Consider the following 25,935-nt stretch of genomic DNA (forward strand, 5'->3'; position numbering starts at 1 on the left):
CGCGGATCGTGCATTGCGAAACGGCAATCTAAATCACATGTCGTCGTGCAGACGGTCAGGTTTCGGCAGGCAGCGAACGGGAAAGCCGGCGACATAGTCCTGAAGTCGACGCGGGTCGAAGGTGACGTTGTCCATGAAACGATCGCCATCGATCATGCCTTCCACACGCAGGTCTGCATCCTCGGGACCGGTACCCAGCGCTGCGCGGTAGAGATCGGGCCGATAGGCCGACATGGCCTTCTCCGCGGACGCCTGCGACCAATCGGCCTGTCCCCAGCGCAGCATCTGGCTGTAGGTCCAGAGCGCGTGCCCCGGCCGCGGATAGTTTGCAAAACCGCGGTGGAAGGTGAAGTAATCGGGGATGACGCGACGCTCGCCCGTGTCATCGAGGCTGAACTCTCCGGCCAGGACCCGGCGGATGATATCGACCGGGGCGGCGAGGTAGTTCGGCTGCGCAAGGAGCGCCGCCAGGCTGTCATGATTTTCGCTCCGGTCGCACCAGCGCGCGGCCGCATTCAGCGCGACCAGCAGGCGAGAGACGGTTTCCGGATGGCCTTCCGCCCAGTCCGGCCGCATGCCGATGACCTTTTCCGGAGCGGAGGGCCAGATGTCTTGCTTGGCGGCGACGATGCGGCCGACGCCGCGTTCCGACGCGATCATGTTCCACGGGGCACCGACGCAGAAGCCGTCGATGGCGCCCGCCGCCAGGGCATCCGATGTCAGCGGCGGGGGAACCACCACCAGCTTGACGTCCCGGTCCGGATCGATGCCGCCGGCGGCCAGCCAATAGCGGAACTCGTAATTGTGTGACGAGAATGGATAGGTCATGCCGAAGGTCGGCGGCGCCTCGCCTGCCTCGCGCATCCTGTCCAGAACGTGCCGGAGCATCCGGCTGTTCGTCAACGCATCGCCACCGTCGGGGGCGCCCGCATCCCGCATGCGGGTAAACAGGCGGGTGGACAAGGTAATGGCGTTGCCTCCGCGCCCGAGCGAAAACGGGGTGATCGTCGGCGACGGGTTCGAGCCGAGTCCCAGCATGGAAGCGACGGGCATCGGCGACAGCATATGGGCAATGTCGAACTGCCGGAACGCCAGCCGGTCGCGAACATTGGCCCAGGAAACGTCGCGGACAAGCTCAAGCGTCAGGCCCTCGTGGGCTGCGAAACCGAACTCGGCGGCCGCAATCAGCACGGAAGCATCGACGAGGGGAATGAATCCTGCCCGGAGCACACGGGCACCGTCGCGCTTTGCGCCCAGCGCCGGCGCGGCAAGCGCCGCACTGGGCGCCACAAGCGTTGAGGTCATGGGCATCTCCTCCGATGGGCGACAGAGCGGTGCAGGGACGTGATCATGTGAGCAGCCCCGCCGCCGTCACGACACTCTGCGCGATCTCGGCGATCTTCTTTTTCTCGTTCATGGCCGTCTGACGCAGCAGGGCAAACGCCTCTTCCTCGGAGAGACCGCGCATCTTCATCACGATGCCCTTGGCCCGTTCGACCACCTTGCGATCCTCTAAAGCCGACTTGGCGTCCGCCAGCTCCCGCTGCAACCGGGAAAAGGCATTGAACCGGCTGACAGCCATGTCGAGGATGGGTTTCACCCGCTCCTTGCGCAGGCCATCGACGATATAGGCGGAGACGCCGGCATCGACCGCCGCCTCGATCGAGGCCGTATCCGACCGATCGACGAACATGGCGATGGGGCGGCTGACCGTCCGGGTCAGCTGGAAGAGGTGCTCCATCATGTCCCGGTTCGGGTTTTCGAGATCGATGATGATGACATCGGGCTTCAGCGTCTCGATGATCCGCGCGACGCCGTTCACCTCGTGGATCACGGTCACCTTGAGATGCCCGGCCTCGCGCAGGCCTTCCTCGATGATCGAGGAGCGGATGGCATTTTCGTCGATGACGAGGATCGTGAGATCGGCATGGCGCATGCACCTATTCTTGTGCAGCGCAACAGAATGTGCAAGCTGCGAACCGGCAACATTTCTGGCGATAGCGGATGCCGGTGTTCGTGCTTGCTCCCGACCCAGCAAAGATTGTAACGGTGTTTCGAAATTGCGCCTGAGGTATCCGCGAAACGGAGTTCGCTCTATATAGCCGCGGAAGATCGGCCTCGCAGGACCCCGGTGGCGCAGAACGCCGACCGCAACGCTCGAGTTGTCCGCACACGCAAGCCGTGTCTCGCGTGCTGCGAGACGTGAACGAAAGTCAGACATTCCATGACCGCATCCGCCGACCCGGCCCCGCAGGACACCGCAGGTACGAAGAAATTTCTTGTGCTGCTCATGGGATCCATCGGCGTCGTCTACGGCGATATCGGGACCAGTCCCCTCTATGCCTTTCGCGAAGCGCTCCGCCCGTTTTCGCATGACGGCATCAGCCAGAATGAGGTCATCGGCCTGATCTCGCTGATGGTGTGGACGCTAACGATCATCGTGACTTTCAAATACGTCCTCTTTCTCCTGCGTGCCGACAACGACGGCGAAGGTGGAACGCTGTCGCTTCTCGCCCTCTTGATGAAAAGGACCGGGCGATACATGCCCGTCCTGTTCTTTGCAGGCATCATCGGCGCCGCCTTGTTCATCGGAGATGCCATGATCACGCCGGCGCTCTCCGTCATGTCGGCCGTCGAAGGCCTGAAGCTCGTGACGCCGGCGCTCGGCGGCTATGTCCTGCCGATTTCGGCCGCGATCATGGTCGGCCTCTTCGCCGTTCAGTCCCGCGGCACGGCTGCCGTCTCCAATTTCTTCGGCCCGATCACGGTTCTGTGGTTTCTCGCGATGGCCTGGGGCGGCCTCCTGCATATCGGCGACGACTACACGATCCTCGAGGCCCTCAACCCGATCAATGCCGTCTGGTTCATCACGCATGCCGGGTTCGTCGGCCTCATCGTTCTCGGCGCCGTTTTCCTGACCGTGACGGGAGCGGAGGCCCTTTATGCCGATCTTGGCCATTTCGGACGCAAACCGATCCAGGTCGCCTGGTTCGTCCTCGTCTTTCCGTCGCTGGCGTTGAACTATCTCGGTCAGGGAGCCTTCGTCCTGGCGCATCCGGAAGCGGCGGAGAACCCCTTCTATCTGATGTATCCGGATTGGGCGTTGCTGCCGGTCGTGCTTCTCGCGACGGCTGCCACCATCATTGCCAGTCAGGCCGTCATCACCGGCGCCTTCTCGCTTGCGCGCCAGGCGGTCCATCTCGGCTTCCTGCCGCGCCTGCAGATCACCTTCACGTCGGAGACCAATACCGGACAGATCTACGTCCCGGCTGTCAACACGCTCCTCTTCGTCGGCGTTCTCGTGCTGATCTTCACCTTTGGCGACTCCGAGTCCCTTGCAACCGCCTACGGCATCTCGGTGACGGGCGCCATGGTCGTGACGACGCTGATGGCTTTCCAGTTCCTGCGCTCGGTCTGGAAATGGAGCGCCGTGGCCTCCGGCGCCATCCTGCTGCCGCTGCTTCTGCTGGAGACCGTTTTTCTCGCCGCCAATCTCCTGAAGATCCATGACGGAGGATGGGTGCCGGTGCTGCTGGCGGCCACCATCATGGTGATCATGTGGACATGGCGGAAGGGCTCGATGATCCTGCGCGAAAAGACCGCGCGCAACGACATCCCGCTCGAAACCTTCATCCGGTCCATCGAGAAGAAATCGGATCACGCTCCCGTCGCCGTGCCCGGCACCGCCGTGTTTCTCACCAGCGTTCCCGACAAGACGCCAGCCGTCCTGCTGCACAACATCAAGCACAACCACGTCCTGCACGAACAGAACGTCATCCTGACCGTACGGACGTCCGATACGCCTTACGTGCCACCGTCCTCGCGCATCGAACTCGTGCGGATCTCCGAGCGCTTCCTGCGGATCCAGATCACATTCGGTTTCATGGACGACCAGAACGTGTCCAAGGCGCTGGCTCTCTGCAAGAAGGCCGGATTCAAGTTCGAGATCATGCAGACGTCGTTTTACGTCGGACGACGAAATTTGATCAGCGACCCCAATTCGGGACTGCCCCGTTGGCAGGACCGTCTTTATATCGCCCTTGCCGGCATCGGCATCGACCCTTCGGACTACTTCCGTCTGCCCGCCAACCGCGTCGTGGAACTGGGCGAGCAAGTGACGATCTGAGCGAGCACAGGCCATCGGTGCCCGGTGTTTGCACGGTCCTTGCCCTGTTCATTCCTTCAATCGCTTTATGGAAGGGCGTTTCGCGGGAAGACGGTACGCCGCGCAGTATACGAGCATTTCTATCGCAGGGTTTACTGTGATATGGAGCGGTATGCCTTGAGTTGCGTCAACGGATGCACAATGTTTCTTCTTTCTTGTTTAGGTATTCCTAATACGCAGCCTGTTTTACTGGTTCGCGTTTGGTGCCTAGACTGTCCGTCACGAAGTTCTGATTGATTTTTTGAACTTCAAATGCAATCAGCAAGTCACATTGCAGACATTTCAGAGCGTGCGACAAAAGATGACAGCAGAGATTATTGGGCGCGCCTGCGTCGCTCCGGGAGCTCAATCGCCTCAAGCGCTGTTCCGGCTTCTGCGGCAGGGCAAGAGTGCGGTCACACGGATCCCGTCGGATCGGTGGGATCTCGCGCGCTTCTGGCACCCGGAAATGGGCAACCCCGGCAAGACCTATTCGTTTGCGGCCGGCGTTATCGACGACATCTACGACTTCGACCCCGCCGCGTTCGGCATGTCGCAGCGCGAAGCCATGTACATGGATCCGCAGCAGCGCGTTCTCCTGCAGCTGGCATGGCGGGCGATCGAGGACGCCAATATTCCCCTGAGCGCGCTGCAGGGTGAAAATGTCGGCGTCTATGTCGGCGCATCGAGTCTGGACCATGCAAACCTGACGGTCGAAGATCCGGCCGCTGCCGGCCCTTACTTCATGACGGGAAACACGCTTTCCGTGATTTCAAACCGGATCTCTCACATCTTCGGATTGAGCGGCCCGTCGATGACCATCGATACGGCCTGTTCGTCCTCGATCGTGGCCCTGGACCAGGCCATGCGGGCGCTGAACGCCGGCGAGATCGAGACCGCAATCGTCGGCGGCATCAATATTCTCGCGCATCCTCTTCCCTTTGTCGGCTTTGCGCAGGCCCGCATGCTGTCGCCGGAAGGCCTCTGCCGGGCCTACGACAATGACGGCGCCGGCTATGTCCGCGCCGAAGGCGGCGTCGTGTTCGTTCTGCGTCGCACCGATCGCGCCCGCCAGGAGAAGGATCGCAGCTACGCGCGGATCGTCGCGACAGGCACGAACTCCGCAGGACGCACGAACGGCATCTCGCTCCCCTCGCGCGAGTCCCAGGCAGCCTTGCTGCGATCGATCTACGACGGCAATAATATCGACGCCAACCAGGTCGCTTTCGTCGAGGGGCATGGAACCGGCACCAAGGTCGGAGACCCTGCGGAAGTCTGGTCGATCGGCACGGTTATCGGCACCAATCGTCGCGCGCCCGTGCCGATCGGCTCTATCAAATCGAACATCGGTCACACCGAGCCTGCCTCCGGCCTCTTCGGCATGCTGAAGGCCGTAATGGCGCTCGAGAACAACTATCTCCCAGCTTCGCTGCATTTCGATACGCCGAACGAGAACATCGATTTCGAAGGATTGAACGTTCGCGTCACGGCCAACCCGATCGAGCTGCTGCGGGGCAAGCGCGCACGCCTTGCCGGCATCAACTCCTTCGGCTTTGGCGGCGCCAACGCCCATGTCGTGATCTCGGACCCCGAGCCCGTCACGGAGGACCGCCAGCGCAATACGGCTGCGGGGCACATGTTCGTCGCAAGCGCCCATACGGCCACCGCTCTCGAGGAGCTTCTGCGCGCCTACAAGTCGTCGTTCGCCAAGGCGTCCCGTGAGGAGGCGCGTGCCATCATTGCCGCATCCGGCGCGAACCGCATGCCCATGCGTCACCGGTTTGCCGCACGCAGCGAAAACCCCGAAGACATCATTCGCGCAATTTCGAGCCATATCGAAAAGCCGGCTTCCGATCTCGGGGAGACCGGCGAAGCCGCAACGCGGGACGCGAAGGTCGCCTTCGTGTTTTCCGGTAACGGCTCGCAATGGGCCGGCATGGGGGCAGACGCCTATCGCGAGAACCTGCACTTCCGCCAGTGCTTCACGTCGATCAGCGCCCTGTTCCGGTTCCACGCGGATCTCGATCTTGCTGCCTTGCTGACCGATCCGGACCTTGCAGAAAAGCTCGCCGATACGAAAATCGCCCAGCCGATGCTGTTTGCGGTACAGGCAGCCCTGTCAGACTCGCTCGTCGCCATGGGCATTACCCCGACGGCCGTCTTCGGACATTCCGTCGGCGAGATCGCAGCGGCCTACGCGGCTGGCGCCTTGTCGCTGGTCGATGCGGTCGCCATCGTCGCCAAGCGGTCCCTCCACCAGGATCTGTTGGCCGGCAAGGGCATCATGGCAGCGGTCATGCTGGGCGACGAAGCCGCTCAGGCCTTCGCAACCAAGCACGGGATCGCCAATGTCTGCGTGGCGGCCATCAATGCACGCAATTCGGTCACGATTTCGGGACCTGCGCCCGAGGTTACGGCCTTCCGGGACGCCGCCCGAAAGGCGAAGATCCCCGTCCAGATCCTCGACATCAACTATCCGTTCCATCACCCGATCATCGATCAGGCGAAGACAGCCTTCATGGGCGACATCCCGGACCTGTCGCCACGCACCACCGAAATCGCGTATCTCTCCACGGTTACCGGCGAGCAACTCGACGGGTCGCAGCTGGATGTCGACTACTGGTGGAAGAACGTGCGCGAGCCGGTTCGCTTCCAGGCCGCCACCGAAGCTGCGATCGCGCTGGGCTGCACCCTCTTCATCGAGGTCTCGCCGCGGCCGATCCTGTCGTCCTACCTCAAGGAAACGATCAAGGCGGCCACCGCACCGGGTGTCGTCGTCCCGACGCTTCTCAAAGACCCGTCGGCCAAGGGCATCGATCCGGTCTCGCGCTCCATGGCGCGTGCGATCGCGCATGGGGCAGCCTTCAATTCGGCACGGCTTTTCGGCAAGCGCAACGCTTCTGTCCGGCTGCCGATCCTGCCGTTCGAGCCGACCGAACTTCGTCCGGCTGTCACGAGCGACAGCGCCGATCTGTTCGGGCGCGGCTCGCGCGTGCCCTACACGCTCGCCGGCTGGCGGGCCGATCTCAACGGCAGCAGCTGGAAGAACCATATCGACGGCCATCTTTTCCCAGACCTCGCCGAGCACATCGTCGACGGGAAGCCCATCCTGCCGGGCAGCGGCTTCATCGAGATTGCGATCTCGGCCGCGCAGCAGTTCTATGGCACCCGTGAGGTCGAGATCACCAATCTCGAAATCGTCCGGCCGCTGGAGCTTGGCGATACTAGGATCATGGAACTGTCGACGATCCTCTCCCCGGAGACCGGCGACATCGAGATCCGCTCGCGCGAGCGCCTGACGGAAGACGACTGGGCCGTGCATGCCGTGGCCCGCTGCCGCAAGCCGATCGCGCGCAACGACCATGTCCGGCCGGACCTCAAGGGTTTCGAACAGACCGAAACCGTTTATGCGGCGAAAGCCTATGAAACGGCTCGGCAGTTCGGCCTCGACTATGGGCCGCGATTCCAGCTGATGTCGAAAGCCGTCGCTTTCGGCGAGAGGTTCATCGACGTCACGTTGAAGTCGCCTGCCGAGGCAGGACATCCCTTCGTTTCCTACAGCCTGAACCCGATTTCCGTGGATGCGACCTTCCACGGCATGGTGGCCCTCTTCGGGCGCTTTACCGGCGAGGTCGGCGGCGCACCCTACATTCCCGTCCGCTTCGGCTCTGTCCGCCTGGCCGCGTCCGGCCAGGTGATCACGCGCGCAATCGCAGAGGTTGAGCGGGTCAGTGCCAATTCGATCAAGGCGAAGTTCCGGTTCTACGGTGAAGACGGCAAGCTGGTGGCCGCATTCGACGATTGCCGCTTCCGGCGCACCTATCTGCGCCAGCACAAGACGCTGGACATGTTGTCCTACCATTACGAATCCATTCCCTCGGACGCGCTTGCGGCGCTCCTGCCCGCGCCGTCGACGGCTCTCCCGACAGGTCTTCTGCCCGACGATCGCGGTGAGGGGATCGACAACACGACGCTGCTCTTCAACGCGGCGATCTATCGGGCCTGCCACGAAATCGCGCTCAAGCTCGCGCGCGGCGGCAATCAGGTCGACATGCGACTGGTGCCCGGCGATATCGGCTTCCGCTGCTTCCTCAGCAACTGCCTTGTCGTTCTCGAGGATGCGGGTCTTGCCGAGCACACGGACAACCGCTGGACCGTGGCGGCGGATTTCGCGCTGCCCCCGGTCAGCGAGATTCTCAAGGAGATCTACGCCGAGAATGCCGCGCGCGCCGTCGAGGCCGTGCTGATCAACAATGCCTATACCGAGGCTCTCGATCGCCTGTCGGTGCTCTATGCCGAGGAATTGTCCGGCAAGGTCGGTGACGAGACCCCTGCCCGGACCTCCGGGCTCGTCAGCGAAGCAACGCTCGACCACCAGGCGGTGCACTCTCTGGCCACCCGGCAGAGAACCGATATGGTCTACGAAGCGCTGGAAAACGCCCTTTCGTCGGCTGGAGATGGCCTGCGTATCATCGAACTTGGCACCGTCTCGGCGAGCTTCACCCGTCGCCTGGCCGCCCTTGCGGTGCGCCATGGCGCAACCCTTGCCGTTCTCGAGCCGCGCGACAATGCGCAACGCAATCTCGAGATCGCTTTCGAGACCGATGCGCGCGTGTCCGTCCTCAAGAAGGAGGCGTTCAAGTCGGTCAAGACGATCGATATCGTCGTCAGCGCGTCGGACATGCTGTTTGCACTCGTCGACGAGGACGCGGCCGTTCGCGGGATTCTTGGACAGGCTCTGCGCCCGGGCGGTGCCTTCATCGCCGCGACGACGGCGCCGACTGTCTTCAGCGATTTTGCCTACGGCCTGACGGACGGCTGGTTCGCCCGTAGCCAGTCGCCGGAATTCCCTGTCGGTCGGTTCGCAACCGCATCGCAGTGGGAAAAGTGTCTTGCCGATCTGAGGCTTGCCGACATCGTGGTGGAAGACCGCGAAGGCGCGTTCGGCGCTCTGGTTGCTCTGGAAGCGAGAGCAGGCCGGTCGACGTCCGACGCCCTGCTTCAAGACGGTGCAGCGCTCGTGTCGCATCACCCGATCCTGGTCCTTCAGGCAGGCGCTTCGATCGGTGTTCTGCCGTCATCCATCGGTGAAAGCGCTGTCCTTTCCGTCACGGTGACGGGCGAGACGACCGACAAGGCGCTGCTTCTCGACGCTTTCGCCGCCTTCCATAACCGCCCTGTTCGCGCCGTCTTCCTGTCGCCGGCATCGTCCGACGACCGGCTCGGCGATTCCGAGGCGCTTCAGACCCTCGTCTTGGCGCTCAGCGCCTTTGGCGAAGCCGTGCGGGAGCATCATGCGGATCGCGAGCCCTCGGGCGACGAACGGCCGCGGCTCGTCCTGGTCGCTCCAGGTGGTTCGCCGGTCTCTGCAACCTCCGCGCTCAACAGCGGCGTGTGGACCTTCTGCCGCGTTCTGGAAAACGAATACGACCTGATCGATCTTCATGCGATCGATGTGCCCGCTTCGACCTCTTCCGACGTCGAAGCGGCACTCGCACTCGCGGCATCGCTGATCGAAGGCGGATCGGACAATCGCGAGTGGGCCGTCATCAACGGACTTGCCCAGGAAATTCGCGCCGTGCCAGGTCCGGTAGAGGGGGCGCTTCGCCAGACGCAGTCCTTCGAGGCGGCAACCATCCGCCAGCGCGTGGCGTCGCAGGTTGGCAGCATCGCCTGGGAAGCAACCCGCCTGCCGAAGCCCGGCCCGACCGATGTCGTCGTCGAAGTCGCAGCCACCGGCCTCAACTTCCGCGACGTGATGTGGGCCATGGGCCTGCTGCCCGAAGAAGCATTGGAGGACGGCTTTGCCGGCGCCACAATCGGCATGGAGTTGTCCGGCCACGTGGTTGCGCTTGGCAGCGAGATCACGGATCTCGAGATCGGAGACCCCGTGATGGCGATGGCCTCGGCCGCCTTCTCCACACATGCCGTCGTTGCCCGCGCCGGTATCGCCCGTCTGCCGAAAACGGTGAACCCGGTCGCAGCCGCGACGGTCCCGGTTGCGTTTCTGACGGCCTATTACGCGATGATTGAGCTTGGCCGCATCCAGGCTGGGGAAACCATCCTCATCCACGGCGCGGCCGGCGGCGTCGGGCTTGCCGCCCTGCAGGTGGCCAAACATGCCGGCGCCAAGGTGATCGCCACCGCGGGAACCCGCGAGAAGCGTCACTTCCTCACCATGCTGGGTGCCGACCACGTCTTCGACTCGCGGACGCTCTCCTTCGTCGAGGACATTCGTGCCGTCACCAAGGGCGAAGGCGTCGATCTCGTGCTCAATTCGCTCTTTGCCGAAGCGATGGAACAGAGCCTGTCGCTGATGAAGCCTTTTGGCCGCTTCCTCGAACTGGGCAAGCGGGACTACTTTGCCGACAGCAAGATCGGGCTTCGTCCGTTCCGCCGGAACATCAGCTATTTCGGCATCGATGCCGATCAGCTGCTCGTCAACCAGCCGGACCTCACCAAGCGGATCTTCACGGAGGTCGGGCAACTGTTCGAAGAGGGCAAATTTGTCCCGCTTCCCTACCGCGCCTTTGCCCATGACGAGATCGGCAATGCGTTTCGACTGATGCAGAATGCCGGACACATCGGCAAGATCGTCGTGCTGCCACCCGTTTCGGGCCGCGACTCGGTTTCGGCGGCACCCGCCGCGCGGATGACGGCTTCCGGCGACGGTGTACATCTCGTGGTCGGCGGCATCGGCGGATTCGGTCTGGCCGCTGCCAACTGGCTGGTCGAAAAGGGTGCCCGCAAGCTGGCGCTCGTGACCCGGCGCGGCGTTGCCGGGGCCGACACGCTCAGCGCGATCAAGCGCTGGGAGGCGAAAGGCGTCGTCACCAGTCTGCACGCCTGCGACGTGACGGATGTCGACGCGACGGCTGCCTTGCTCGCGTCGCTGCGAGCCGAAGCGCCGCTCAAGGGCGTCGTGCATGCCGCAATGGTGCTTGACGACGCGCTGCTTTCCAATCTCGACCGCGATCGCAACCGCCCCGTCATCGACACGAAGGCGAAGGGCGCCGCCGTGCTGGACAGCCTGACCCGGGCCGACGATCTCGACCTCTTCCTGCTGTTCTCATCGGCCACGACGCTTGTCGGCAACCCCGGCCAAGGCAACTATGTCGCCGCCAACGGCTATCTCGAAGGGCTTGCGCGGGCACGGCGGGCAGCCGGCCTGACAGCGCTCGCCATCGGCTTCGGTGCCATTGCCGATACCGGCTATCTCGCCGAGAACACCGAGGTGAACGACATCCTGTCGAAACGCATCGGCAAAACGGCGCTGAAGGCACAGGCTGCCCTTGACCAGGTCGAGGCCTATGTGGCGGCCGATCCGGGCACGGTGAATGCGGCAACCGCGATGATCGCCGAATTCGACTGGCCGACCGCACGCAATCTCCCGGTCGTTCGGCAGCCGCTTTTCGAGGTCGTGATGCGCACTGCCGACCAGCATACCGGCAGCAGCGACGGCAGCATGCTCGACCTCGTTGCGATGATCGAGGGCAAATCGCCGCAGGAGGGCGAAGACCTGCTTTATGAGCTTGTCGCCAGCGAAATCGCCGCAATTCTGCGGGTTTCCAAGGATACGATTTCGCGAAGCAAGGTCTTGAAGGAAATCGGGCTGGACAGTCTGATGGCGGTCGAACTCGGCATCAGCTTCCAGCAGAACACGGGCTTCGACATGCCGCTCTCCGGTGTCGCCGACAATACGACGGTCGGCGACGTTGCGCACAAGCTGTACGAAAAGGTCAGCAAGCGTGATCAGGGCAGCAGCGAGGACGAGCCTCCGACGGAAGACAAGATCCTGGCCGAACTGACCCAGCGCCATAAGGCAACGTCTTCGGAAAAGGTTGCAAGCCAATGAGTGACGACCGGCAGCCCGCCGCGACAAAAATGAACAGCAGCATCCGGGAAAACCTTCTCGACCGGATGCGCAACACGCACCAGTCGTCTGAGCGCAACCGGATGGCACGGTCGGAGCGCGATGCGCCGACACCGGTTCGCCGGACGCAGATGCGCTTCGAGGACCTGCCGGAATACAAGCAGGTGCAGACCCAGGAGGCCGCAAGCGCACAGCTCGGCATCGACAACCCGTTCTACCGCGCGCATGCGACGGCGGCCGGCGCGACGACCATCATCAACGGTCGCGAGCTCATCAATTTCGCGTCCTACGACTATCTCGGCCTCAACCGGCATCCGCATGTCCTCGAAAAGGCAGCGGACGCCATCGGAACCTATGGCATCTCGGCGTCGGCAAGCCGTCTCGTGGCCGGCGAACGTCCGGTTCATGGGGAACTGGAAGAGCGGATCGCCCACTTCTATGGCGTGGAAGCCGCGGTCTGCTTCGTCAGCGGCTACCTCACCAACGTTGCGGCGATCAGCTGCCTGCTCGGCCCGAAGGATCTCGTCGTCCACGACGAGTTCATCCACAACAGTGCCCTTGCCGGCATCAAGCTTTCGGGCGCCACGCGTCGCCTGTTCAAGCACAATGATGCGAACGATCTCGAAACGGTGCTGCGGACCGTGTCCGGCGACTATCGCCGCATTCTCGTGATCGTCGAGGGCATCTATTCGATGGATGGCGACGTGGCGAACCTGCCGGCCATCCTCAAGCTGAAGGCGGAATACGGTTTCTGGCTTATGGTCGACGAGGCGCACTCTCTCGGCATTCTCGGACGCCGGGGACGCGGCACGTTCGAACATTACGGCGTCGATCCGAAAGAGGTCGACATCTGGATGGGCACCTTGTCGAAGACGACGGCGAGCTGTGGCGGCTATATCGCCGGCAATGCGGCTCTGGCATCCGTTCTCAAAGCGACCGCCGGCGGGTTCGTCTACAGCGTCGGCCTTGCTCCCGCGCTGACGGCCGCCGCATTGGGCAGCCTCGACATCCTGGAAGCGGAACCGGAGCGTGCTGCCGCCCTTCGACGCAACGGGACACTGTTCCTGAAGCTGGCGCAGGAAGCCGGTCTCGACACCGGGCTTAGTGCGGGCTTTTCCGTCGTGCCGGTTCTCGTCGGCGACAGTCTGCGCGCCGTGCAACTGTCCAACGATCTTCTGGCTGCCGGCGTCAATGCTCTGCCGATCATCCATCCGGCCGTGCCGGAAGGCCTGGCACGACTGCGCTTCTTCATCACCAGCGACCATACGGAAGAACAGATCCGCAAGACGGTGGCGCTGACGGCCACCAAGCTCAAGGATCTCACCGACCGCAATTTCGGACTGGCCTCCATTGATCTCCAGCAAATGATGAAAATGCTGGCAGCGCGGTGAAGCCGGCGCACCGACAGCCGATCTCGCGCGCAGCAACAGGGTTGAGCGTCGCATGACCCATGTTGTCATCACCGGCGGATCGAGCGGTATCGGCCTTGCGGTTGCCCGGATTTATGTCAGTCGCGGCTATCGGGTCTCGTTGATCGCGCGGGGAGCTGCGGCTCTCGATGCGGCGGTGGCCTCCCTAAACGCTGAAGGCGGAGGACAGGTTCGGTTCGCCGCCGCTGACGTCGCGGATGCGGATGCCCTCGCGGCGGCGATCCATGGATGCGAAACGGCATACGGTCCCTGTGACATCCTGGTGTGCTCGGCCGGTATCGTCGAACCCGCCTCCTTCGAGTACCAGACGGCAGCCGACCTGGACCGGCAGATCGCCGTCAACCTCATGGGCTCCATTCATTCGGTGCGGGCTGTCTACGCACGGATGCTGGCGCGCGGCCAGGGGCGCATCATGCTGGTCTCGTCCGGTGCCGGACTGATGGGCATTCCCGGCTACTCCGCCTATTGCGCATCAAAATTCGCGCTTCGCGGCTTTGCCGAAGCCTTGCGCTCCGAAGCGAAGCCAAGGGGCATCATCGTCTCCATCAGCTTCCCGCCGGACACCGAGACACCGCAACTCGAACGCGAACGTGCGGCGCGGCCGACGGAAGCAGAGGTGATCATGGGACAGGTCAAGCCGTGGAAAGCCGAGGACGTTGCTCGGCAGATGGTCCGCGCGCTCGATCGGGGACGTTTCGAGGTGTATTTCGGACCCACGCTGCATGCGCTCGGCAGGATCGCGCCGCTTGTACGGCCACTCATCGACCGGTACTTCGACCACCGCATTCGCAGCCTGCGAAGGTAACGCAGACGTGACGATGCTTGTAACGACTCGTGAATGTCACTAGAACTCGCTCGCGACGTGACGGCGCTCACGCCGCGGAATTAAAGGGTTTCGTTTGCCGTCGACATCACTCCAGCTTCACGACTATCCCCTTTCGTTGATCCTCGTCTGCTTCACGCTTTCGTTCTGCGTCGCGTGGTTCACCGACAGGTTCGCACTGCCTGCGCGTGAGCGTCGTCGGAACATGCCCAAGGGTCGGACCCTGTGGCACAGCCTGCGCGACGGTCTGGCCCGACTGCCTGTCGTCGCGATCATCTATGCGTTCTTCTTCGCGATTTCCTGGCGCCCGCTCTATGGCGCCGCCGGTTGCATGAGCTTCTTCATCATCTTCACGGCCATCTCGCGTGCCAAATTCCAGTTTATCCGCGAACCCCTGGTGTTTTCCGACATCGCGCTCGTTCTGGATGTCTTCAAGTACAAGTCGATCTTCTATGCCAACTCGCTGAACATCGTCTTCTGGATCGTCGCATTCGGCTATGTGTTTGGTGTTTCCGGCCTTTACATGTATTTCGAGCCGCATGTTCTCCCGGATCATGCCGAGACGTTCTACATCGTGCTGATGGTTGCCGCCGCGGCCCTGCCCTGGATCTCGCTCTTCTGGGGCCCGGTCAACGCACCGACCGCAGACCTCGTGCAGCGGCTTGTCGGAAAACCCAACGCGAAGATCAGCACCGTGCGTTTCGGCACGTTCTCATCGGTCGTGTTTCACTTCATCATCTGGCTCGGTGTGCGGCGGGAAAAGATCGTCAGCGAGCTTTCAGACGCCTTCTTTGCCGCGGTCAACGATCTCATCGGGCACAATGCCGAGAACAAGGCACCGCTGGTGGTGGTATGGCAGTCCGAATCCTTCCTCGACATGCGGCATTATGGGGTCAACGCCGTCCGCCTGCCCAACATCGACCGCTTACAAAAGCTCTCCGCACAGTGGGGACGCATCGCAACGGTGTTTGAAGGCGGTTACACGTTGCGGACCGAGTTTGCAGTCCTGAGTGGGCTGCAGCCGGACGATATCCATGTCGATGCAAGCTACCCCTATCTTCGCGCGCGACACTATACCGACGTCGTTTGGCCGACGAAGCTTAAAAAGGCAGGCTGGCGCACGCACTTCATCCACCCTTATGATCGCACGTTCTTTCTGCGCCACAAGGCGATGCCGCTGCTCGGCTTCGAGGAGATGACGATGCTGGATGCGTTCGATCACGATCCCGTTCGAGACGGGCCCTACGTTTCCGATGCCACGTTGACGCGGAAGGTCATCGAGGCGGTCGACCGGCAGAAGGACGACAAGGGCAGTTTCATTTTCGTGGCCTCGATGGCCAATCACGGCCCATGGGAACCGGGCCGCGTGCCCAATCACACGGATCCGGTCAGCATCTATCTTGAGATCCTGCAACAGTCGGACAAAGCGCTCGGCCAGCTGATCGATCACCTGAACAAGCTCGACAGGCCTGTCTGGCTCGTCTTCTACGGAGACCACGCGCCTTTGTTGAAGTCCTTCGCCGATCCCTTCCCGGATCCGCGCACGGACTATTTCATCACGCCGCTGGGCGCGGCCCGGACGCTGCAACAAGCACCTGTATTTCCTCGAAACGAAGAGCCCTGGAATCTGTTGAAGGCCATGCTGAAGCATGCAAACCTTCACAAGAACGACTTGAAATAGACGGGAATGACAGGCACCGGCGCGCCCGCACCCGAACCTTCGCAACGGGTGTTCCTCTTTCTCGAAGGCCCCTCCTCACCCCTTTTCATGAAAATTGCGGACCGGCTGGAGGCGATGGGGCATGCCTGCCTGCGGGTGAACCTCAATATCGGCGACCAGATCTTCTGGCGACGGCGGGGCGGCCATGCGTTCCGCGGCCGGGCCGAGAACTGGCCCCGCTGGATCGAGGACTTTCTCGCGCGCCATCGCGTCACAGATCTCGTGCTTCTCGGCGAAGAGCGTCCCTATCACCAGTTTGCGACGGCGGCTGCAAAGCGGCTCTCGATCGAGATCTATGTCGTCGAGATGGGATACCTGCGTCCGGACTGGCTAACGCTCGAGCGCGACGGCATGTCGACCAACTCGCATTTTCCGGACGATCCCGACCATATCCTTAAGGCTGGCCGCGGCCTGCCGGAGCCGGACTGGAAACGCCGATATTCGCAGACCTTTCTGGCAGAGGCAGCTTACGATCTGCTCTACAATCTGCCCAATGCGTTTCTGTGGTTCCTCTATCCGCACTATCGTCGCCACGCGCTCTACCATCCGCTGGTGGAATATGGCGGCTGGGTACGGAAGCTCCTGCGGGAGACGCGTCGGGGCCGGGAGGCTGCCGCCACGATCGCTCTCTTGGAACGGGGCCGAGGCCCGCTGTTCATCTTTCCGCTGCAGCTGCAGACCGACTTCCAGCTTCGGGCTCACTCGCCCTACCATGACCAGCAACAGGCGATCCGGGAGGTGCTGACATCGTTCTCCCGCGCGGCAGGCCCCGATGCGCGGCTTGTCGTCAAGGTCCATCCGCTCGACAATGGTCTCGTTCCCTGGGCCAAATCCATCGTCCAGGAAGCCAAACGGCTCGGCATCGGTTCGCGCGTCGTCTTTCTGGATGGCGGCAATCTCAACGCCCTCATCCGCCTTGCCGCAGGGATCGTCACGATCAATTCGACGGTCGGGCTCCATGCCCTGCAGCAGCGCAAACCGGTCAAGGTACTGGGTGTCGCCATGTTCGACGTGGAAAGGCTGACGGATCGCCAGCCGCTGGATACGTTCTGGCAGGCCCCGCGCCCGCCGGACCCTGACGTCTGCGACGCCTTCTTCCGGCTGGTGGCGGCCGCCATCCAGGTTCGCGGCAATTTCTATTCGAAGGCCGGAACGGACGCAGGGGCGGAGGCGATTGCGACGCGTCTTGATGCGCGCACCGTCAACGAACCCGACGCCTTCATCGATCCGCCGCCGCGCAAACGCCCGACGAAGCGCGCGCGCGTTTGAGCCGCTGACGTCCCGCGCCTATGGCTCAGCACCGCGGGCGCGCAGCAGGTCATGGATATGCAGGATGCCGACGGGCATTTCGGTTTAGTCAACAAGAACGAGAACCGTCACCTTGCTAGATGGCATGACCTGCGCCGACAAGGCCACAAGGTGCGTCGAGAGAAGCGGATGCGGCGCGTTCGTCAGCTGACGCGTTTGACGACCGTGTCATCCGGTAGCGCCTCGCGGTGCTTCTCGGGATTGGCGATGAAGTCTTCCAGCGTCATGGAATCCAGGATGTCGGCCATGGCGTCACGCACGACGGTCATCGATCGGCGCACCTCACAGGTCTCCGGATCGTTGCAATCGTCACAGACTTCGTACGCGGTGCGGCTGGCACAGCGGATCGGTGCGAGGGGTCCGTCGAGTGTTCGTACGACCTGGCCGATGCGGATCTGGGATGCAGGTCGCGACAAGGAGTAGCCGCCGCCCGGGCCCTTCTTCGACTTGAGGAAGCCGGCATTGCGCAGTTCCAGCAGGATGGCGTCGAGAAACTTCTTCGGAATATTGTTGCGGGTCGCAATCTCGGTGATGAAGGCGGTCTCGCCCGGATCCAGATGCGCCAGATCGACCAGCGCCTTCAGTCCGTACTTCCCTTTTTTCGTCAACATTCCGCTTGCTCGTCCTGAGAGGCAGCACGCCTGACGATTCAGACATGCTGCCGCAGCAGCCTAGCACGCTTGGCACCTTTCAGACATAGGTGAACAACCTCGCAGCGAGGTTTTTACCGGAACGGCCGCAAACGGCGCGTTGCGGGAATCCTTCTCACGCAAAGTACTTTAGGCGGCGAGGCCATGCATGCGTCCACGAGACGCCGGAGTGCCATGGAGATGCGCCAGCACGGCGTGTCGGGCCGCGTCGGCACTGGCAAAGCGCTGTGCGTCGAGTTCCCACACATGATACTTCACGGCAACGAACTTTAGCGTGCCGGCATCGGGCACGACGACGCCGACGGCTTCGCCGTTGATCTCGATGACCTGCTTGTGCGCATTCGCGTTGGTGTTTTCGGTTTCCATGAGGAACGCTCCTTCCACGCCGAGGGCGGGAGTGTCTGTCAGTTTCGTGATTTGGAGGATTTAAGCCGGGGTCACATTCGCGAAAGCGAACACATCCACCGGTCTGCCACTGCTTCACGACACAGGGAACGCGAGGCACAGAGGAAGGCGGTACGGTTAAACTGCAACATGCCTTCTCCTCTGGCTGAAATCGCTCCGAAAGGAGCGGGTTGAAAACCTATCGCCGACAGTATGTCCGCGGATAGTTTAAAGCTAGCGCAGTCTACTTTGGAAGTCAAATACCAAATCCATCGCGACAGAAATTCATTCCAATAATGCTCGCCATTCTGCCTTAAACGGCTACTTCATTCCAATTTCTGCCACTTTTCAGAAAACCATTCTGATTCCGTTAAACGGCGCAGCAACCCATACATGGCCTGTTCTTCGCATGAAAAAAGGGCGGCCCGTAAGGTCGCCCTATGAAATTTTCATGACATTCGAGAAAGGGACCGACGGCCCTTTTCCTCAACCCTTGACCGGTTCTCCAGGGACGCCAACGCTCCGCGTCGTCTCGCGATCCTTCCACCAGCGGCTGAGGAACAGCAGGATGGGACCGCCGATATAGATCGACGACGTCGTCGCGACGATCACGCCGAATATCATCGGCCAAGCGAAGCTCTTGACGGCATCGCCGCCCCAGATCGCCATCGGCACCAGAGAGATGGCGGTCGCCATGGAGGTGAAGATGCATCGTGCCAGAACCTGGTTGATCGACATATCGATCAAATCGGAGAAGGGCATCGACTTGTACTTGCGCATGTTTTCGCGCATGCGGTCGTAGACCACCACCTTGTCGTTGACGGAATAGCCGATCATCGTCAGCACGGCGGCAATGGCCGTGAGGTTGAAGTCGATCCCCGTCAGCGCGAAGAAGCCGATGGTCTTGGTGATGTCGAGCAGCAGAACCGCGATGGCACCGACAGCGAAGTGCCATTCGAACCGCCACCAGATGTAGATCAGGATCGCGATCATGGCGAGCGACACGGCGAGGAAGCCGGATCGCGCGAGTTCGGCACTGATCGTCGGACCCACCACTTCGGTCCGCTCAAACGAGGCATCCGGAATCGTGCTGGCGACGGCTCCCTTGATGGCATTCAGTGCGACCGTCTGCTCCTGCTCCCCGCCCGGCTGGCGCTGGACACGGATGAGAACCGACGTGCCCTGGCCGAACTCTTGCAGCGCAACTTCGCCGAGGTTCAGCCCTTCCAGGTTTTCCCGCAGCTTCGGCAGATCGAGCTTGGTCTTCGACGTCGTCTCCACCTGGATGCCGCCGACGAAGTCGATGCCGTAGTTGAGGCCCGGCGTGAAGAACAGGATGATCGAGCTGATCGACAGGAAGGCCGACGTCCCGATGGCGATGTAGCGGCCGCGCATGAAGGAGAAGGCAGGAAGGTGCCGGACCTTGCCGAACAGCGAGGGAATGTCGAGCTTCTTCATTTTCCGGCGCACGACCATTTCCCGCATCATCAGGCGGACGACGGTGATGGAGGTGAACATGGAAATGACGATGCCGAGCATCATGGTGACGGCGAAGCCACGAACGGGGCCCGAACCGAAGGCAAACAGCAACACGGTGCCCGAAAGCGTCGTGACGTTGCTGTCGATGATGGTGGCGTAGGCCTTGCTGAAGCCGATATCGAGCGCCTTCATGGCGCCGGCGCCCGCGGCGGTTTCTTCCCGGATGCGGGCGTTGATGAGGATGTTGGCATCGACCGCCATGCCGATACCGAGGATGATGCCGGCGATGCCGGGCAGCGTCAGCGTGGAGCCGAGCATGCCAAGCACGCCGATCGTCAGGATCGTGTGCAGCAGGAGGCCGATATTGGCAATCATGCCCCAGGAGCCGTAGAGCACGACCATGAGCGTGACGACGAGGATGAAGCCGGCAACGCCGGTGTAGATGCCCATGCGGATGGAGTCGGAGCCGAGATTGGGACCGACCGAGCGTTCCTCGATGATGGTCAGCGGGGCCGGCAGCGCGCCGGAGCGCAGCAGCGCCGAGAGCACGGTGGCTTCCTGCGCGGTGAAGTTGCCCGAGATCTGACCTTGCCCGCCGAGGATCGGCTCGCGGATGACCGGCGCGGTCAGAACCTTGCCGTCGAGCACGATGGCGAAGGGCTTGCCGACATTGTCGCGCGTGATTTCGGCAAACTGGCGAGCGCCCTGTGCGTCGAAGGAGAAGGAGACGATCGGCTCGTTGGTCTGCTGGTTGAAGCCGGCCTTGGCGTCGGCAAGCCGCTCGCCGGAGATGGCGACCCGGGTCTCGACGGCATATTTCGCCGGATCGTTGGCGCCGACCAGGATATCGACACCGCGAGGCGCGACGCCGTTCGGATCGACGGTCTGATCAACCATGTGGAAGCTCATCTGGGCGGTCGAGCCGAGAAGCTGGCGCAGACGGGTGGGATCCTGCAGACCGGGCAGCTGAACGAGGATGCGGTCGGAGCCGACGCGCTGGATCAGCGGTTCGGCAACGCCCACCTGGTCGACGCGCCGGCGGATGATCTCGAGGCTCTGATCGACGGCAGCGGTCATGCGCTCGTCAAGGCCCGCCTGGGTCAGGCGAACGGTGATGGCTGCTTCGGCGCTGGTGACGTCGATGTCGGAGGCGGCCGTACCGAAGCCGAGCGGGCTGGCCGGGGCGGCAAGCGCATTGATCTTCGGGAGAACGCGGTCCCGCGCTGCGGCGTCGGCGATCGTGACAACGATCGCGTCGCCGGCGATGCGCGCCGACGAAACGGGCACGCGCTCACTGCGCAGCACGCCGCGAATATCATCAAGCAGCGTGTTCAGGCGCGCCTGGCGAAGCCCGGCGGCATCCACTTCGAGCACGAGGTGGGAGCCGCCCTTGAGGTCGAGGCCGAGGGTCACCGGCTTGACCGGGAGGTAGGCGGCGTAACGCTGTTGCGTTTCCACCGGCAGCACGTTTGGGAGCGCCGCGAGGATCCCGAAGAGGGTGATCGCGACATAGGCCAGGATGGCCCATTTCGAAGTTCGCATGAGGGTTTCCAATATCGTCCGCCGTGAACCTCGTGAGGTCCGGCGGGTCGTGAAGGCCAAGAGATTATGACGCGAAGGCAGCCGGCGCGTCAGCGGCGAAATGTCTGTCGCATTGGCGGTGCCCGGGCTTCCGCCGCCTCGGACACGCCGCCGTCAAGGCAATGGCTGCGACCGCCGGCCGCTTTGGCGGCGACGACACAGGGCGCATCGGGTGTATCGAACACGGCAAGGGAAAAAGGGTCAGGGCCGCCGGGTACGGGTTTGGCATCGACCCGCTCGGCCGTGAACCGCACGTCTGCGGGCTGGGATGCGCGCAGCGCTTGTCGCGAAAGAGCCGTATCGGCAGCGCGACCTTCCCGATTTTCCCGGCCGGAAACGTCACCTTGCCGCAGGATTCCGCCCGTGCCCGACGCGACGATCTGCGCAGAGGCAACCAGGGGCATTGCGAGCACGGCGGCAAACAGCCAAAGCAGCGCCAGAAGCCTCGACGAGGCCTCCCACACTGCCCGGTCCCATTGAGGGCGCCGTTTCGTTTTGCCGATCCCGTCGTTCACGGGGATGTCCTTCCCTGCGGGTCGTGTCCCGACGATCCGTTCATGCCGGCCTTACAATCATTCCCGGCAGGCAAAGTCAAATCACGCTCCAACGATCGGCCGGCCCCTGCCGGGCGGCGGATCGTGCGACGTCAGCCGCGATGCAGCGCGGAGACCAGGCCAGTCGGTCCGCCTTCGCACGCCACGCAGAGCGCATCGCCGTCGAAGCTCTGGACGGTGCAGCCCGCCGCTTCGAGAACACCCCGCGTCTCCGGATATCCCGAGAGCATCACGATCTGCCCGGGCTTCAGTGCGAGAACCTGCAGGCTGGTGCCTTTGCTGGCACGAAACTCCTCAGCCGGCGCCTCGAGGAGACTGATGCCCCATTCCTGCAGGATCTGGTAGAGCGCCACGGGCAAGAGCGGTGCGAACACCAGGGCCAGATCCCGCCGCACGGGGCTGACGATGGAGGACAGATGGAAACAGGCGTCGTCGCCGTTCCAGAGCGGCAGGTCGTAGCTGAGAACATCGACCCCTTGGGCCGCGAGAATCGTCGCCAGCTGGGCGATCCCCTCGTCATTGGTTCGCAGCCCGCGGCCGATGAGCAAGGTCTCCGCATCCAGCCAGATGGCATCGCCCCCCTCGACGGTCCCGAAACCGTCGATCTGGCCGAGAAGCGGGATGCCGGCCTTTTTGCAGGCGGCTTCGTGCAGCGCGACCTCCTTGCGTCGCATTGCCTTGCCGGGCCGCAAAAGGACCGCGCCGTGCGGCGTCATCAACACAGGATCCTGGGTGAACATGCCATCCGCAAGGCCGTCTCCCTTGTCCTCGATCCAGACGATCTCGGTGCCGGCCTGTTCCACAAGGGTCGCGAACTGGGCATATTGCCCGATCGCCGTCTCGGCGTCGAAGCCCGCACCATAATGCCAGGCGGCAGTGTCGGCGGCTGCCAGGCTTTTTCCGGGACGGCGCATCAGCGCGCGCCTGAGGGGAGACGACATGTCCCGAACGCCGAATTCCGCCATGGTGTCTCCTTGCCGAACAAAGCGCCAGGCGGCGCGGCGGGGATCATAGGCAGGATCGGGACGACGGCAAGCCCTCGAAAAAAAGCCGCAGGACGGGACGATCCTGCGGCTGAAGATATCGGGACAGTCTAGCACGCGACGCCGGCTTACGGCGTCGACGGCTCACCATAGGGACGGCCCGTGTGCGGCCGCTTAAGCAGATCGGGAGAATTTTACGGATTGCCGCTTTGCCGCACGGAGCTTCGTCGCGCCATCGCTGCAGCCTGGCTCAAGATTGCGGACGTATTGTCCTGCCATGCTGGCGGGCATCGGGCATCCAGCATGTCCGCACCATGCGGAGACCCTACCCCGCCCGCCGGTATTCCCCCCATCACGATCTGCCACACGGGCCCGTTTCCGGATCATTTTCTCGGGGCGACGGTTCAAGTGTCGGACGACATGCGCTACTGCATTGCCGGGCAACGGGCGACACGACCGCATGCGGCGCGGCAGGCGCTTGCCGGACGACGGGAAGGATGGCGGCGGGAAGGATGGCGGCAATGAAAACGGCAGCGGAATGCCAATCGATGGCAGATATCCGGACAGAGATCGACAGGCTGGACGAGACGCTGATGCGGCTTCTGGCAGAGCGCTGGAGCTATATCGGCAGGGCCGCGGAGATCAAGACGACAGCGGGCCTTCCGGCGGATATTCCGAGCCGTGTCGACGAAGTCCGCGCCAATGTCCGGCGTCATGCGACCGAACTCGGCCTCGATCCTGCTTTCTACGACGCCATCTGGTCGCAGTTGATCCGTCACAGCATCGTCCGAGAAGAAGAGATCCTCGGGCCGCAGAACCCGGGCCGAAGCGCCTGAGGCAGCCAGCCTCCTACCAGACCTTCCAGGGTGGCGTCCCCTCTTTCCAGAGACCTTCGAGGCGGGCAAGGTCCTGCCGCGTCTCGACCGGTTGCCAAAAACCTTCGTGCAGATAGGCCGGCAGCTGGCCCGCCTGCGCCAAGGCGTCCAGCCCTGCCCTGCGATGATCCGGGAGACAGAGCGCGCCGAACGTGTCCAGACAGGACGGTGACAGCACGAGGAACCCGCCATTGACGAATCCCGCTTCCGGCCGGGCCGACAGCGCGCGCACCTCGGTACCGTCTAGATGCAAGGCGCCGTGCTGTGCGGGCGGATAGACCGCCGAAACCGTCGCTTCTCGACCATGGGAGCGGTGGAAGGCGAGGCTTGCGCCGATATCGATGCTGGAAAGACTATCGCCATAGCAAAGACAGAAGGCGTCCTCGCCCTCGAGATGGGCCGCGACCTTCGTCAGGCTCCGGTCGCTTGCGATGGCCGGGCCCATATCTACCACCGTTACGCGCCAGTCTTCGACGGCGGCATGATGGATCTCGGCGCTCTTTTGCGTGAGATCGAAGGTCACATCGGCGGCGTGAAGCGCGTAGCCGGCAAAGAAATTCTTGATATCGGCGGCATTCTCGGCGCAGCAAAGGATAAAATCGCTGATACCGTGCGCAGCGTAGATCTTCATGATGTGCCAGATCAGTGGACGCCCGCCGATCTCGACCAGGGGCTTCGAGAGATTGCCTGGAACGGGAAAGCGGAGGTCCGGGCCGTCAGCCCGGATCACGACCTTCACCGGACGTCTCCGGCCGTGAACGTCACGCGGGCCGGAGGACGGCCACGCTCTCTTGATGCACGCATCTCCTTCCGACCTCCGTCAATGCCCGCCAATGCCCGCCAAGGGATCAGCGGCTCGTCATGGGTCAAGAAGACGTAGGGCGCGACGTCTCGCCGTCAATTTTACAGGGCGGCGATGTAGCTTGCCAGTCGATCCGCAGCGGTGCGGATGTGGAGCGGATCGCGCAGGAAGCAGGCCCGCATGAAGCCGGCGCCACCCTCGCCGAACGCCGTGCCGGGGGCAAGGCCGACCAGGGTCCGATCGACGATGTCGAGCGCCGCCGCGCGCACGTCGGTGATGCCGTCGATCTTGAGAAAGGCGTAGATGGCGCCATCCGGACGAAGCGTCTCGACCCGGTTCGTCGCGATCAGGGCATCGCAGAGGATATCGCGCGACATGGTCGCCTTGACGACGTTCTGGCGGACGAAGTCGTCGCCATGATCGAGCGCGACGCAGGCCCCGGCCTGGATGAAGGGAGCCACGCCCGATGTCGAATACTGGATGAGATTCTCGAGCGCCTGGCCGATCTCGGCCGGGGCTACGATCCACCCTGCACGCCAGCCGGTCATCGACCAGTTCTTGGAAAAGGAGTTGACGAAGATGATCCTGTCTTCATCCTCCATGACATCGAGGAAAGACGGCGCGCGCGCCTCGGCATAGAAATATTGCGCATAGATTTCGTCCGCGATGATCCACAGGCCATGACGGCGCGCGAGATCGAGAAGCGCGATGAGATCGGACGGCGTTGCCGTCCAGCCGGTCGGGTTCGATGGCGTATTGACGAAGAGTGCCCGGGTGCGCGGGGTGATCGCCGCCTCGATCCGGTCGAGATCCAGCTGCCACTTGCCGTCTGCGAACGAGAGAGGCACGCCGACGGCCTGCGCCCCCGAGAGCTCGGCAGATGCGGCGAAGTTGGGCCAGGCCGGCGTCAGGTACAGGAGCTCGTCGCCCGGGGAGGCCACCGCTTCCACAGCCAGCTTGATCGACTGCATGCCGGAGCCCGTGACGAAGACATTGTCCATGGCGAGGGTCTTGTTGAAGTGCCGGTCGTAGTAGCGCACGATCGCCTGGCGAAGCTCGGGAATGCCACGCTGCCAGGTGTAGAAGGTCTCGCCCGCCGTCAGGGAGTCGCGCGCCGCCTGCGAGATGAAATCCGGCGTCGGAAGGTCCCCCTCGCCGACCCAAAGCGGAATGAGCCCTTCGCGGCCACGCGCATAGTTCACGACCTCCACGATGCCGCTCTGCGGCGCCGCATGTGCGCGGGCGCTCAGGCTCGGCGAGATGCTGGCCGGAACGTTGGTATCCGAGGAGGAAGGCGACGAGAATGACGACATGGCTGGTAAGGGTCCG

16 protein-coding genes are annotated in these 25,935 nt (G+C 63.0%); 7 read left to right on the plus strand and 9 right to left on the minus strand.

Annotated elements, in window-relative coordinates:
• Positions 1 to 33 precede the first annotated feature (33 nt).
• Both ASG03_RS04615 and ASG03_RS04620 read right to left on the minus strand, forming a co-directional pair.
• Positions 34 to 1,305, minus strand: a complete 1,272-nt coding sequence (locus tag ASG03_RS04615; protein ID WP_062692499.1) for a CmpA/NrtA family ABC transporter substrate-binding protein — start codon at positions 1,303 to 1,305, stop codon at positions 34 to 36.
• A gap of 43 nt (positions 1,306 to 1,348) precedes the next feature.
• Entirely contained in the window at positions 1,349 to 1,936 is a 588-nt protein-coding gene (locus tag ASG03_RS04620) for an ANTAR domain-containing response regulator (protein ID WP_062472274.1), read from the minus strand.
• 288 nt (positions 1,937 to 2,224) lie between these two features.
• Here ASG03_RS04620 and ASG03_RS04625 point away from each other — a divergent pair, with 288 nt between their 5' ends.
• The 6 genes from ASG03_RS04625 to ASG03_RS04650 all read left to right on the plus strand — a co-directional run bounded on the left by ASG03_RS04625 (position 2,225) and on the right by ASG03_RS04650 (position 17,259).
• On the plus strand, positions 2,225 to 4,126 hold the full coding sequence (locus tag ASG03_RS04625; RefSeq protein ID WP_062470469.1) for a potassium transporter Kup: 1,902 nt from the start codon (positions 2,225 to 2,227) through the stop codon (positions 4,124 to 4,126).
• 340 nt (positions 4,127 to 4,466) lie between these two features.
• Positions 4,467 to 11,999 (plus strand): type I polyketide synthase, encoded by a 7,533-nt coding sequence (locus ASG03_RS04630; RefSeq protein ID WP_062692502.1) that lies wholly within the window; start codon positions 4,467 to 4,469, stop codon positions 11,997 to 11,999.
• A complete protein-coding gene (locus ASG03_RS04635) occupies positions 11,996 to 13,408 on the plus strand; it encodes an aminotransferase class I/II-fold pyridoxal phosphate-dependent enzyme (RefSeq protein ID WP_062692504.1) in 1,413 nt (470 codons plus the stop codon). Before ASG03_RS04630 ends, ASG03_RS04635 begins: the two co-directional genes overlap by 4 nt.
• A gap of 52 nt (positions 13,409 to 13,460) precedes the next feature.
• Complete coding sequence (locus tag ASG03_RS04640) at positions 13,461 to 14,252, plus strand: SDR family oxidoreductase (RefSeq protein WP_062692507.1); 792 nt, start codon at positions 13,461 to 13,463, stop codon at positions 14,250 to 14,252.
• A 79-nt stretch (positions 14,253 to 14,331) separates the two neighbouring features.
• Positions 14,332 to 15,951 carry a sulfatase-like hydrolase/transferase gene (locus tag ASG03_RS04645; protein ID WP_082475532.1) on the plus strand — a complete coding sequence of 540 codons (1,620 nt, stop codon included), beginning with the start codon at positions 14,332 to 14,334 and terminating at the stop codon, positions 15,949 to 15,951.
• A 6-nt stretch (positions 15,952 to 15,957) separates the two neighbouring features.
• Entirely contained in the window at positions 15,958 to 17,259 is a 1,302-nt protein-coding gene (locus tag ASG03_RS04650; RefSeq protein ID WP_062692511.1) for a capsule biosynthesis protein, read from the plus strand.
• Between the two features lie 182 nt (positions 17,260 to 17,441).
• On the opposite strand, the gene ASG03_RS04655 is transcribed toward ASG03_RS04650, so the two are convergent.
• The 5 genes from ASG03_RS04655 to ASG03_RS04675 form a co-directional block, all read right to left on the minus strand.
• On the minus strand, positions 17,442 to 17,909 hold the full coding sequence (locus ASG03_RS04655) for an RrF2 family transcriptional regulator (RefSeq protein ID WP_062470489.1): 468 nt from the start codon (positions 17,907 to 17,909) through the stop codon (positions 17,442 to 17,444).
• A gap of 168 nt (positions 17,910 to 18,077) precedes the next feature.
• Positions 18,078 to 18,314 (minus strand): hypothetical protein, encoded by a 237-nt coding sequence (locus tag ASG03_RS04660; protein WP_062692513.1) that lies wholly within the window; start codon positions 18,312 to 18,314, stop codon positions 18,078 to 18,080.
• A gap of 504 nt (positions 18,315 to 18,818) precedes the next feature.
• The gene (gene secD, locus ASG03_RS04665; RefSeq protein WP_062692516.1) at positions 18,819 to 21,353 is read right to left on the minus strand and encodes a protein translocase subunit SecD; all 2,535 of its coding nucleotides are present in this window, start codon (positions 21,351 to 21,353) and stop codon (positions 18,819 to 18,821) included.
• An 89-nt stretch (positions 21,354 to 21,442) separates the two neighbouring features.
• Positions 21,443 to 21,856, minus strand: a complete 414-nt coding sequence (locus ASG03_RS04670) for a hypothetical protein (protein WP_062470499.1) — start codon at positions 21,854 to 21,856, stop codon at positions 21,443 to 21,445.
• 182 nt (positions 21,857 to 22,038) lie between these two features.
• Complete coding sequence (locus tag ASG03_RS04675; RefSeq protein WP_062692517.1) at positions 22,039 to 22,911, minus strand: dimethylarginine dimethylaminohydrolase family protein; 873 nt, start codon at positions 22,909 to 22,911, stop codon at positions 22,039 to 22,041.
• 539 nt (positions 22,912 to 23,450) lie between these two features.
• Here ASG03_RS04675 and ASG03_RS04680 point away from each other — a divergent pair.
• Complete coding sequence (locus ASG03_RS04680; RefSeq protein WP_062692519.1) at positions 23,451 to 23,765, plus strand: chorismate mutase; 315 nt, start codon at positions 23,451 to 23,453, stop codon at positions 23,763 to 23,765.
• Positions 23,766 to 23,778: 13 nt separating this feature from the next.
• On the opposite strand, the gene ASG03_RS04685 is transcribed toward ASG03_RS04680, so the two are convergent.
• Positions 23,779 to 24,543, minus strand: coding sequence for a hypothetical protein (locus ASG03_RS04685; protein WP_062692521.1), 765 nt, complete (start codon positions 24,541 to 24,543; stop codon positions 23,779 to 23,781).
• A gap of 164 nt (positions 24,544 to 24,707) precedes the next feature.
• Positions 24,708 to 25,919 carry a pyridoxal phosphate-dependent aminotransferase gene (locus ASG03_RS04690; RefSeq protein WP_062692524.1) on the minus strand — a complete coding sequence of 404 codons (1,212 nt, stop codon included), beginning with the start codon at positions 25,917 to 25,919 and terminating at the stop codon, positions 24,708 to 24,710.
• Positions 25,920 to 25,935 lie beyond the last annotated feature (16 nt).

This window comes from Rhizobium sp. Leaf341, from assembly GCF_001424325.1.
In the GTDB taxonomy this organism is placed as follows: domain Bacteria; phylum Pseudomonadota; class Alphaproteobacteria; order Rhizobiales; family Rhizobiaceae; genus Ferranicluibacter.

Coding starts and splice junctions, on each gene's coding strand:
- ASG03_RS04615 (WP_062692499.1), bottom strand. CDS start 1,305: ATGACCTCAACGCTTGTGGCGCCCAGTGCGGCGCTTGCCGCGCCGGCG.
- ASG03_RS04620 (WP_062472274.1), bottom strand. CDS start 1,936: ATGCGCCATGCCGATCTCACGATCCTCGTCATCGACGAAAATGCCATC.
- ASG03_RS04625 (WP_062470469.1), top strand. CDS start 2,225: ATGACCGCATCCGCCGACCCGGCCCCGCAGGACACCGCAGGTACGAAG.
- ASG03_RS04630 (WP_062692502.1), top strand. CDS start 4,467: ATGACAGCAGAGATTATTGGGCGCGCCTGCGTCGCTCCGGGAGCTCAA.
- ASG03_RS04635 (WP_062692504.1), top strand. CDS start 11,996: ATGAGTGACGACCGGCAGCCCGCCGCGACAAAAATGAACAGCAGCATC.
- ASG03_RS04640 (WP_062692507.1), top strand. CDS start 13,461: ATGACCCATGTTGTCATCACCGGCGGATCGAGCGGTATCGGCCTTGCG.
- ASG03_RS04650 (WP_062692511.1), top strand. CDS start 15,958: ATGACAGGCACCGGCGCGCCCGCACCCGAACCTTCGCAACGGGTGTTC.
- ASG03_RS04655 (WP_062470489.1), bottom strand. CDS start 17,909: ATGTTGACGAAAAAAGGGAAGTACGGACTGAAGGCGCTGGTCGATCTG.
- ASG03_RS04660 (WP_062692513.1), bottom strand. CDS start 18,314: ATGGAAACCGAAAACACCAACGCGAATGCGCACAAGCAGGTCATCGAG.
- secD (WP_062692516.1), bottom strand. CDS start 21,353: ATGCGAACTTCGAAATGGGCCATCCTGGCCTATGTCGCGATCACCCTC.
- ASG03_RS04675 (WP_062692517.1), bottom strand. CDS start 22,911: ATGGCGGAATTCGGCGTTCGGGACATGTCGTCTCCCCTCAGGCGCGCG.
- ASG03_RS04680 (WP_062692519.1), top strand. CDS start 23,451: ATGAAAACGGCAGCGGAATGCCAATCGATGGCAGATATCCGGACAGAG.
- ASG03_RS04690 (WP_062692524.1), bottom strand. CDS start 25,919: ATGTCGTCATTCTCGTCGCCTTCCTCCTCGGATACCAACGTTCCGGCC.